Origin of the sequence: Butyrivibrio sp. Su6 (assembly GCF_900108105.1) — a bacterium.
Taxonomy (GTDB): Bacteria; Bacillota; Clostridia; order Lachnospirales; family Lachnospiraceae; genus Butyrivibrio.
The window spans coordinates 1-10,988 of sequence record NZ_FNUR01000009.1 but is presented as its reverse complement, the minus strand read 5'-3'; the positions used below and the strand labels follow the sequence as shown (position 1 = coordinate 10,988).

Sequence of the window (10,988 nt, the reverse complement as noted above, 5' to 3'; positions counted from 1 at the left end):
ATAATATTCTCTCGACTTACGAATTTGTTCACAATTTGACTATGCATATTTTTGCATTTGTGTACATAATGTGTCCTTATGTACGTAATTGTGTACACAATTAATAAAAGCATTTTTCACATCTGCAAATCTCATATAATATCTCAAAAATAAAAGAGACACTTCCTAGAATCTCTTCTAAAAAGTGTCTCTAATTAACTCAATATATATAACTGTAATTACTCAGCTACGTAAGGCATAAGTGCCAAGTGACGAGCTCTCTTGATTGCAGATGTGAGCTCTCTCTGGTGCTTAGCGCAGTTGCCTGTGATTCTTCTAGGAAGAATCTTGCCGCTTTCTGAAACGAATTTCTTAAGCTTTGCTGTATCCTTGTAATCGATTACATTATCCTTGCCACAGAAAACGCAAACTTTCTTTCTTCTGTGCATTCCGCCCTTTCTCCTTACAGGAGCATCGGACTTATCAGACTTTGTGAAAGCCATGGTTAATTACCTCCTTAATTAATTGAAAGGAAGCTCCTCGTCAATTCCGTCAGGAATGTTCATGAAGCCATCCCCAGCTGCAGAAGGTGCAGGTTCATTTGAAGGTGCATTGTCATAGCTAACGCTGTTTCCAGCAGAAGAGTTCTTAGACTCTGCAAACTCCTGATCCTCTGCAACTACATCAGTTGTGTATACCTTAACGCCATCCTTGTTGGTATAGCTACCAGTCTGGATACGTCCTGTTACGATAACTTTGGTTCCCTTTCTAAAATACTTCTCAGCGAACTCTCCAGCCTTACCAAAAGCTACGATTCCAATGAAATCAGCTGTCTGTGCGTCCTGCTGATCTCTTCTCGCAAATCTTCTGTCAACTGCAAGTGTATATCTTGCAACAGCTGTAGCTGACTCTCCCTGTGAATATCTTACGTCTGGGTCTCTTGTTAAACGTCCACATAGTATAACTTTATTCATATTTTCGTCCTCTTCTATTTAAGCCTCGTTCTTAACGCATAAATATCTGATGACGCCGTCCATAATTCTCATACGAGCTTCGATCTCTGCTGGTGCAGTAGGCTCGCCGTCGAACTGGATGAAGTAGTAGAAGCCTTCTGTCATTTTCTCGATCTCATAAGCGAGCTTCTTTTTACCCCAATCATCGACATTAGTAATCTGACCACCATGCTTCTCGATAGTCTTCTTTACTTTCTCGATGACTGCTGTTCTGGCATCGTCTTCGATCTTTGCACTAACAACAACGGCTAATTCGTATTTGTTCATGCTATTGTTACCTCCTTTTGGTCTCTGGCTACTTGTATCAGTCAAGCAGCAAGGAATTTATCACAGAATGGTATGTTATCATATCCGCGTGATAAATGCAAGCATTTTTCCGTATTATTTTGCGTTTTTTCTGTGGCTTTTTGTAGTATTGTCAGTTACTTGTTTCGTCAGATTATTCCAGCTCAATCCCCTGTATTTTAGCCAGTTCAGTAAATACCTTTCCAATTTTCTCTCTTATTATAAGAGTATTCTCAGCTCCTCTGACTGCTATATCGCTCTCATTTATTACCACTAGATTTTTTCCCCTGAAATAATTAATAAATGAAGCCGCAGGATAAACTGATAATGAAGTTCCTCCTATAATAAGCATATCAGCCTTAGAAAGAGCTTCTATTGCTCCTGACACCTGATCTTCAGGAAGGCCTTCTTCATATAATGTGATATCAGGTCTTATTATTCCGCCGCAGCTGCACTTAGGGATAGGCTCCTCGGATTCAAAAATATAATCCTCCGGGTACTCTTTTCCACAGCTCATGCAGTAGTTTCTGAGAGCACTTCCATGGATCTCGTACACAACTCTGCTGCCGGCTTTCTGATGAAGACCATCTATATTCTGAGTCACAATGCCTTTCAGCTTTCCCGTTTTTTCAAGAGCTGCCAGATACTTATGGGCATTGTTGGGCTCTATATTTCTGGTATCCATCTTTTGTCTGTGGAATTCATAATAGACTTTTGGCTCATACACAAGGCAACTATGGCTCAAAAGATATTCCGGCTGGTATTTATCAAACCTGACATCGTGCTGATTGTACAAGCCATCCTTGCTGCGAAAGTCAGGTATCCCGCTCTCTGTAGATACACCTGCTCCGCCAAAAAATACAATGTTTTCCGATGAATCTATTAGTTCTTTTAGCTTCTGAATTTCCTCCATAGTTCCCCCTTTCCAAGCTCAATATCAATTATAACAAATTGAGCCGCCCGAATACATCGAACGGCTCAAGAAATTTCTTTTTCCTTGTAAAAAATATTACTGAAGGTGTGTAGCAAGACCATCATCAAGGAGCTGCTTTCTCTCATCGATAACTGCCTGATATCCAGCATCAAGGTACTTCTGTGAAAGTTCATCATAAAGTGCATCGAACTCTTCCTTAGAGCACATTGTGAGCTTATCACGGTACTCAGCATAGAGATCATAAAGTGTCTGGTTGTACTCTGTTACTGACTCAAGAGCCTGAGCAAACATGCAGTCTGAGTTAGCATAACCAGCGTTGTAAAGAGCTACCTGTCCATTGTAGTTTGCAAGGATATCTGCTGTGAAGTCCTGAGGAAGTCCCTGAGGAGCGATTGCAGCGATATCTTTTTCAATTGAACCAAGTGTCTTAACAGCTGTTACTGCGCACCAGTAGTCAACGTTGTTGTTGTGACCCTGCTGCTCTGCAAGACCTGACTGATCACCAACTGCTACAGGATCGCCTGCTTCGTTGTAGTTGAAGTTAACACCTTCGATACCCCATGTCATTGTGAAGAGGTTCTCTGGCTGTGAAAGCCACTCAAGATACATCATAGCTGCTTTCATCTGATCTTCTGTTGCGTTGTTTGAGAAACCGATCATCATACCGATGTTTGAACCAGGTCTGTATGAGTTGTTTGATCCCCATGTCTCATCCTGTGTGAACTTACCAGAGTTAACAACAAGACCAAGCTTTGCGTTAGGCTCATTGTCATAAAGAGCTACGAGTGTATCCATTGTTGATGAAATGTAGCCTGACCATGTGAATGACTGGCCATTTACGAAATCAGAAATTGCTTCTGAAGCATCTCTTAAGTAGTACTCAGGATTAAGATATCCATCATTGTAAAGTTCGTTCTGAAGCTTTAAGTATCTCTTCTGAGCTTCTGTTGAAAGAGCTGGGATCTGATAGTCACCAGTTGTGCACCATGTGATCTCATCCTGTGGATAATCTCTGTATCCATAGTTCTGGTCGATGCCGGCACCTGAAACCTTTGTGCCTCCTGCTGGGTGCTCATGTCCGTTCTCTACAAGCTTTGCATAGAGTTCAAGGAGCTCTGTTGTTGTCTGAGGATACTCTGTGAATCCAGCTTCCTCAAGCCAGTCCTGACGATAGAATGTTCCCCATGTGTATGTTGTGTTACCGTATGGTCTGAAACCAAGAACAAGGTAATCATCGCCTTCAAACTTTGTGTAATTGATGTTTCCTGAATCTACCATTGACTGATAGTATGTAGGAGCGATCTGAGCGAACTCATCAAGGCTGTATGGCTGTAAGTATCCATCTGACTCCCATGTAGCAAGCTTGTCATAGTCATATTCCATACATACTGTAGGAAGATCCTGGCCTGCTGCAAGCATAGCGTAGTCAGTCATAACATCACTTCTTGTGATTCCAACATAGCTGATGTTTACGTTGTACTTGTCACCGAAGTTCTCCTGAACCCATTTTGTCCAGTAGTTGTTCTCAACATCTGAACATCCGTTACCATTGTCTCCTCTGTCGTATACAGGGATCTTGATGCTAACTGTCTCAGCAAATGGCTCCCATGAGTCAATACCAGCGCCAGCTTCTGCTGTAGCCTCTGCTGATGTTGCTTCTGTTGCTGTTGCTGCTTCAGCTGTTGTCTCTGTAGCAGCCTGAGTGTCTCCACCCTCTGTTGTAGTTGCAGTCTCTGTTGAGCCACAAGCTACAATTCCCATTACCATGCTTGCGCTAAGTAATGTTGCAAGAATTTTCTTTTTCATTTCTTTCCTCCTTAATATAAGAAAATGTATGTTAATATTTTCTATTGCTTCGTTAGCCTTTTACCGCACCTATCATAGTTCCCTGAACGAAGTACTTCTGAAGGAACGGATAGATTATAAGGATCGGTATTGTTACGAACATAATGCTGGCAGCCTGAAGTACTTCAGGTGTTGACTGTGTTGCTCCGCCTGTATCTGCAAGTGATGCTGTCTGAGCTTCTGCAGCAGATGCAACAAGCTGATAAAGTTTGTACTGAATGAGCTTAAGGTCTGCGCTTCTTGTGAAGTACATGTTATCCGCATATGAATTCCATCTGCCAACCGCATAGAAAAGAGAAAGTGTAGCAAGGATTGGCTTTGACAGTGGAAGCACGATCTTTCCAAGGATCTGAAAATTTGTAGCTCCATCAAGGAAAGCTGATTCTTCCAAGCTGTCAGGAATTGTGCTCTGGAAATAGTTTTTCATTATGAGCATGTTATATGGGGAATAGATAAGTGGTAATATCAAAACCCATACTGTATCGAGCACATGCAGATCCTGATAAAGAAGATATGCAGGAATAATGCCCGCACTAAAGTACATAGGTACCATCAAAAGGAAAGTAAATACATGTCTTCCTTTCAATCTCTTTTTTGAAAGCGGATACGCAGCACATGTGCACACGATCATTCCAAGTAAGGTAAATACTAAAGTTACAATTGCAGAAAACAACATTGAGTGAGTCATTGTTGAGTCAGCTAAAACTCTTGTGTAAGCATCTATAGTAATGTCTTTTGGCCAGAAATATACCTGTTTTGACATTACCGCCGTGTTTCCTGATATTGACTTAGCTGCTACATGGATGAACGGAAGTACGCAGGTAAGACAAAGCAGTACTATGAATATGATCATTACAGCATCACTAATTCTGAATTTATTAACGGCGTGAGCTCCACCTGCTGAAGTGGACACCTCTTCGCCTCGAACATTCTTCTTTGACATTTAAAGGCACCTCCTACAGCAAACCATCTTCGCCAAGCTTCTTGGCTATTCTATCTGAAATAAGTACAAGGAAAAGTCCAATGAGTGACTGGAAAAGACCTACTGCAGTCGCCATAGAGAACTTACCGGTTCCAAGACCTTTGTTATAGATATAGACAGCAAGCTGATACTGGAAGTCTTTTACCTGTGTATTCTCAAGAGCTGTAAGACGCTCGAGGTTACTTCCCATAACACGGCCAAGGTTCATGATAAGCAATGTAACGATTGTGCTTCTGATACCCGGAAGTGTGATGTGCCACATTCTCTGCCATCTGTTCGCACCGTCGATCATGGCTGCTTCATAAAGCTCTCCGTTAATACCGGTGATAGCTGCCAGATACAGGATTGAGCCCCAGCCCATGCCCTGCCAGACACCGATGAGCAGGTATGTTACAGCCCAGTGCCATTTCTCATTAAGGAAAGGGATACCTTCCTGAATGAATCCTGCGTTCATGAGTGCAATATTCACAAGTCCTGATGCAGGCTTAAACATTGTAAGCGCTACTGAACCGATGATGGCCCATGAAAGGAAGTGTGGCAGATAAAGTATTGTCTGCGAAACTTTTTTAAATTTTTGGAAACGTAATTCATTTAAGATAAGGGCCAAAATAATAGGCATTGGAAATCCAACAAGGAGATCTGAGATATTGAATACTATTGAATTTCTAAGTGCTCTGATGAAATCGGCGTCTTTAAAGATTTTTTGGAACGTGCCAAATCCTACCCATTTGCTTCCTGCATATCCCTTAGCTGGCTTGTAATCCATAAATGCCATTCTAAGTCCTGGGTAAGCACCGTAACTAAATACAAAAACTAGAATCAACGGAATAAGCAAAAGTAGGTATAACTGCCAATCGCGCTTAAGTGCATTTTTCCACGATGTGGTGGTCTTTACCCCCATGCTTTTGGTGTTACTCTTTTTCATACTATATTGCTCCTCCCCTTTTATAAGTTAAATCCTAAAATAATTTAGATGGTATATCTAATCACTTAGTCGAAAAAACTTTGCATAAACGACCATTTATTATCAACTTTATAGGTCGATATGTTGTATTTTAATAATTGGTAGGAGTAATATTTGTGAATTTTTCACAAATCAATCTTTTCGATTTTCCGTTTTACTTCTTTTCCTCAGAAAGATTCTGTGCCTGCATCCATCCTGTGTACTCTAAGATAGATGCATTATCCACTTTCGCCATGCGATGGCGCCACTCACTGGGCTGAGTGCCCATGATCTCTGAAAAGTGCCTGTTAAAGCTGGATACAGACCTGAAGCCCACCTGCTCAGATACTGAAAGGATTGATTCCTCTGTTGTGCGTAAAAGAATGCATGACTGCAGTATTCTGGTGGTATTAAGGTAACTGAGAGGGCTTGTGTTCATGATCTCATTGAAGACTCTTCTGAAATGAGTCTGGCTCAGATGGCACATGTCAGCCAGATCTTCTATAGGAAAATTGACCATATAATTATCCTTGATGTAATCTAGCGCAGGTGCGATAACTATAGCGTTTTCATGGGTTTCTTTATCATCCTGAGTCAGCTTATTATTATCAGAATAGATCCTCATCATCTTCATAAAAAGAGATAGCATCAGTCCCTTAACGGACAGCTGATAGTTCATCCCTTTGTGGCTCAGTTCCTCAATGATCTCTGTTATAAGGAAATAAATATCCGGATAATCCTTGCGATTGATTATCATCTGAAAGTTCTGCATCATATCTTCAAAAATATTTGCATAGGGCGAAGCTCCGCCAAAGTCGCCTTTCAGCAGCTCTGCGGGCTCAAGGAATATATATGACCAAAGACTCGCCTCTCCCTTATTACTATAAGTAGTGTGAGGAACATTGCGTGAAATGAAGGTCATATCACCTGCCTTAAACTGAACAGGCCTATTGTCAAATTCGATCACTCCGCTATCTGAATGACATATTCCTATTTCCAAGCAGTTGTGAAAATGCAGTTTCCCCGACTTCACATCCGATATATGCCATCTGTCCCCAGATAAAAGAAGTATCGGAAAATTCAAAGGAAGCTCATAATTTCTGTATTCTATGACTGTTTTCTTTGGTTTAGACATTCTTTTGCCCTCTTTTTCAGGTGTTAAATATCGTCTATTTCATATATTCAACTATTCTATATCAAATAGTTGAAATTGCATAGTTTTTTTATTTACTTGAATAGACTTTTCGACCATCCCAATCTATAATTTGCTCAAAATACTATTATCTTGGGATAAAAAGAGGGCACTATGGCAAATCTAATTTATGACAAAAAAGAAATTGAGAAAGCTATTGACCAGATCGTAAAAAGAACTATGAGAATGGACCTTACATGGGACTGGCCTGGTGGAGTAGCTTATTATGGCGTTTGCGAGGCTTATCTTGCTACTGAAAAAACGGAATATATCGAAATGCTCAAAGAAAGAATCGATGAGTACATTGAACTTGGCCTCCCTTCATGGACCGTTAACACATGCGCTATGGGCCATGCAATGCTTACTCTTTACGAATATTCAGGAGACGAAAAATATCTCGATATAGCAAAAAGCAAAATCGACTATTTGGAAAAAGATGCTCTTCGCTTTGGAGACAATGTTCTCCAGCACACTGTTTCAGTTAACAACGATTTCCCTGAGCAGTGCTGGGCAGACACTTTATTTATGGCTGCATTCTTCCTTTTAAGAGCCGGAGTTCTCTTAAAAGACGAAAAGCTTATAGATGATGCACTTAATCAGTACTACTGGCACATCAAATATCTGCAGGATCCTGCTTCAGGTCTTTTCTATCATGGTTACAACAACATCACAAAAGATCACATGTCAGGATTTTACTGGGGCCGCGCTAATGCATGGGCTGCATATACCATGTCTGAAGTTGGACGTGTTCTTCCAGAGTGCTACCTGTATCCAAAATTCCTTGATATCGTTGGCTCGCTTAATGAACAGCTTGCTTCAATCAAACTTTTACAGACAGAGAATGGTCTTTTCAGAACTATTCTTGATGATCCTGATTCATATGAGGAGATATCAGCTTCCTGCGGAATCGCAGCAGCAATGATCAACAAAGGAAATCCTCTTCACATCAAATACATCAACAAAGCTACCAAGGGCATACTTGAGAACATCTCTGAAGACGGAAGAGTTCTCAATGTTTCAGGTGGTACTGCTGTCATGAAAGACAGAGACGGCTACAGAAACATCTCAAGAGACTGGATCCAGGGTTGGGGCCAGGGTCTTGCACTTGCCTACTTATCAGGAGTTTTGAATTACGACAAAGTAAGAAGTGATGGCGCACTTTAATCAACATAAACACTTGGGGGATAAACCGATGGATTCACAAAATAGTCAAACTAAGGGAGGGTTCACTCTCCCGGGAGAGTCAGGATACGAGAAACTCACTCTTGATCTGGCACAGAAATGGGGAGCAGATGTAATCAGAGACAGTGATGGTACTGTTTTATCAGATGAAATCCTTAATTCCGGATATGGCATCTACTCTACCATCTGCATAATCAGAGATCATAATGCTTGGGCAAAAGAAAACATGGACAAGCTTCAGCAGACATTCTTAATGACACAGCCTAAAATCGCTGAAGATTCTTACCTGACTTTTCATTTGCTTGATGATTTTTTTGATGAACAGTTCTTGGTTAATGACAGCAAGGCTTCCATGAAGTATTGGCAGGTATTTGACAGAACTACTAATCAGGAAGTAAGCAGCAGTTTCTGGACCTACGAAAAAGAAGCAGGAAATGTCATAGTTAACAATGTTATACCTTGGCACAGATATACTGTAAGTTTCCTGGCTTATCGTATATGGGAAGAAATTTCCATGTACAACCACACAACAAATAACTGGGACAAAGAGCATCTTATGCAGATTGATCCCATTTATCCTGAAACACAGGAATATATGCTCACATGGCTTCGCAACTGGTGCGAAACTCACCCTGCTACTACTGTAGTAAGATTCACTTCAATGTTTTACAACTTTGTCTGGATCTGGGGTAGCAGCACCCGCAATCGTAATCTCTTTACTGACTGGGGTTCATACGATTTCACTGTCAGTCCAAAGATGCTTGATGCATTTGCAGATAAGTATGGCTACAAACTTACCGCTGAAGATTTCATTAACAGAGGCAATCTTCACGTAACACATATGCCGCCTGTAAAAACACAGCTTGACTACATGGATTTTGTAAATTCTTTCGTAGTATCTTTTGGAAGAAAGCTTGTGGATATTGTTCATGAATATGGTAAAAAAGCTTATGTATTCTACGACGACAGCTGGGTTGGTGTTGAGCCATACAGCAAGAGATTTAAAGATTTTAATTTTGATGGTCTTATAAAATGCGTATTTTCCGGTTATGAGGTTAGACTCTGCGCCGGTGCGGATATAGGAACTCACGAGCTGAGATTCCATCCATACCTCTTCCCTGTTGGACTTGGTGGCCTTCCAACCTTCGCTCCCGGCGGAGATCCAACAAGAGATGCAAAAGAGTACTGGAATCATACAAGAAGAGCTTTACTTCGAGCAAAAATCGATCGTATCGGCCTTGGTGGTTACTTACATCTTGTTCAGGATTATCCTGACTTTGTCGATTATATCGCAAAAATATCAGATGAATTCAGAACAATCAGAGATCTTCATGAGTCAGGCTCACCTTATACACTCGATATCAATGTAGCTGTTCTTCACAGCTGGGGAAGCCTTAGAAGCTGGACTTTAAGCGGCCACTTCCATGAGACATACATGAATGATCTTATTCATATCAATGAAGCTTTATCAGGACTTCCTGTAAACGTATCATTTATTAACTTTAACGATGTTAAAACAACTGACTTGTCTAAATACCAAATTATCATCAATGCCGGCGCTGCAGGTACAGCATGGAGCGGCGGAGATAATTGGAGAGATCCTGCGGTTGAAGAAATACTAACTAAGTGGGTATATGAGGGTGGAGCGTTTATTGGTGTCAATGAGCCTTCAGCTGTAGAGGGCTTTGACGCTGCATTTAAGATGTCATCCGTCCTTGGTGTAGACAAAGATACCGCTGCAAGAGTTTGCCATGGTAAATGGTCATATGAAGTCTCAGATGTTAAAGATTTGATTCCTGAAGGAAGTAATATCCCTGAAAGAGCTCATGTTCATCTTACAGATGGAAATGCAACAGTCCTGGCTGACAAAGATGGTAATCCACTCTTCACCTGCAATAACTTTGGTAAAGGAAAAGGTATCTACCTTTCAACATTTGAAACAACGACCTTAAACAACAGATTACTGTTTAATATCCTTTTATTTGCAGCTAATAAGCCATTAAAGCAAAACTATATAACTGACAATCCAGCAACAGAATGTGCTTATTTCCCTGCTAACAAGAAGTTGATCGTAATAAACAACTCTGACTCAGTACAATCCACTACAGTAGCAACTGAGTTCGGAAGTAAATCCTTCAACGATATAGCTCCATTTGATACTGTTATCGTTGAACTATAATCCAGCAAGTCTCTCTTCCTAATATAGTTTGTGTTGAAATAGCGATGGTCGTAAGATCATCGCTATTTCTATTCTCATTAAGTATTATAATTTGTTGCTAATACTAATTCATCTAAGTAATCTGATAAGCATAAAAAAACCAATAAGCAAAAGCTTATTGGTTTCTCTAGAGGTGACAGGCGGATTTGAACCGTCGATCAGGGTGTTGCAGACCCACGCCTTACCACTTGGCTATGTCACCATATTTAATTGAAATGACTCCGACGAGAATCGAACTCGTGTTACCGCCGTGAAAGGGCGATGTCTTGACCGCTTGACCACGGAGCCATATCAGACCGTAGTAACAGTCTTCTTTTAAGCTCCCCCTGTCGGACTCGAACCAACGACACTTCGGTTAACAGCCGAATGCTCTACCGACTGAGCTAAGGAGGATTATAAGATACCTTATATACAA

10 protein-coding genes and 3 tRNA genes are annotated in these 10,988 nt (G+C 40.9%); 2 read left to right on the top strand and 11 right to left on the bottom strand.

Translation table 11 applies throughout. The features are described from left to right. Positions 1–218: 218 nt before the first annotated feature. The 8 genes from rpsR to C4S54_RS10420 all read right to left on the bottom strand — a co-directional run bounded on the left by rpsR (position 219) and on the right by C4S54_RS10420 (position 7,116). Entirely contained in the window at positions 219–482 is a 264-nt protein-coding gene (gene rpsR / locus C4S54_RS10455; RefSeq protein ID WP_022775254.1) for a 30S ribosomal protein S18, read from the bottom strand. Positions 483–500: 18 nt separating this feature from the next. Next, complete coding sequence (locus tag C4S54_RS10450) at positions 501–953, bottom strand: single-stranded DNA-binding protein (protein ID WP_022775256.1); 453 nt, start codon at positions 951–953, stop codon at positions 501–503. An 18-nt stretch (positions 954–971) separates the two neighbouring features. After that, positions 972–1,259, bottom strand: coding sequence for a 30S ribosomal protein S6 (gene rpsF / locus C4S54_RS10445; RefSeq protein WP_022775257.1), 288 nt, complete (start codon positions 1,257–1,259; stop codon positions 972–974). Positions 1,260–1,431: 172 nt separating this feature from the next. Continuing rightward, entirely contained in the window at positions 1,432–2,190 is a 759-nt protein-coding gene (locus C4S54_RS10440) for an NAD-dependent protein deacylase (RefSeq protein WP_103869489.1), read from the bottom strand. A gap of 96 nt (positions 2,191–2,286) precedes the next feature. Beyond that, the gene (locus C4S54_RS10435) at positions 2,287–4,017 is read right to left on the bottom strand and encodes an extracellular solute-binding protein (RefSeq protein ID WP_103869488.1); all 1,731 of its coding nucleotides are present in this window, start codon (positions 4,015–4,017) and stop codon (positions 2,287–2,289) included. Positions 4,018–4,069: 52 nt separating this feature from the next. Next, positions 4,070–4,999 carry a carbohydrate ABC transporter permease gene (locus C4S54_RS10430; RefSeq protein WP_103869487.1) on the bottom strand — a complete coding sequence of 310 codons (930 nt, stop codon included), beginning with the start codon at positions 4,997–4,999 and terminating at the stop codon, positions 4,070–4,072. 13 nt (positions 5,000–5,012) lie between these two features. Beyond that, entirely contained in the window at positions 5,013–5,963 is a 951-nt protein-coding gene (locus C4S54_RS10425; RefSeq protein WP_242973786.1) for an ABC transporter permease, read from the bottom strand. 193 nt (positions 5,964–6,156) lie between these two features. Continuing rightward, the gene (locus tag C4S54_RS10420; RefSeq protein ID WP_103869486.1) at positions 6,157–7,116 is read right to left on the bottom strand and encodes a helix-turn-helix domain-containing protein; all 960 of its coding nucleotides are present in this window, start codon (positions 7,114–7,116) and stop codon (positions 6,157–6,159) included. A 171-nt stretch (positions 7,117–7,287) separates the two neighbouring features. On the opposite strand from C4S54_RS10420, the gene C4S54_RS10415 reads away from it, so the two are divergent. Both C4S54_RS10415 and gnpA read left to right on the top strand, forming a co-directional pair. Continuing rightward, positions 7,288–8,337 carry a glycoside hydrolase family 88/105 protein gene (locus tag C4S54_RS10415; RefSeq protein ID WP_022775266.1) on the top strand — a complete coding sequence of 350 codons (1,050 nt, stop codon included), beginning with the start codon at positions 7,288–7,290 and terminating at the stop codon, positions 8,335–8,337. Between the two features lie 28 nt (positions 8,338–8,365). Continuing rightward, positions 8,366–10,534 (top strand): 1,3-beta-galactosyl-N-acetylhexosamine phosphorylase, encoded by a 2,169-nt coding sequence (gene gnpA, locus C4S54_RS10410; protein ID WP_103869485.1) that lies wholly within the window; start codon positions 8,366–8,368, stop codon positions 10,532–10,534. Positions 10,535–10,704: 170 nt separating this feature from the next. On the opposite strand, the gene C4S54_RS10405 is transcribed toward gnpA, so the two are convergent. From C4S54_RS10405 to C4S54_RS10395, 3 genes are all read right to left on the bottom strand, one after another. Next, positions 10,705–10,775, bottom strand: a tRNA-Cys gene (locus C4S54_RS10405). A 14-nt stretch (positions 10,776–10,789) separates the two neighbouring features. Beyond that, positions 10,790–10,861: transfer RNA gene (locus C4S54_RS10400), tRNA-Glu, on the bottom strand. Positions 10,862–10,893: 32 nt separating this feature from the next. Next, positions 10,894–10,966, bottom strand: a tRNA-Asn gene (locus C4S54_RS10395). Positions 10,967–10,988 lie beyond the last annotated feature (22 nt).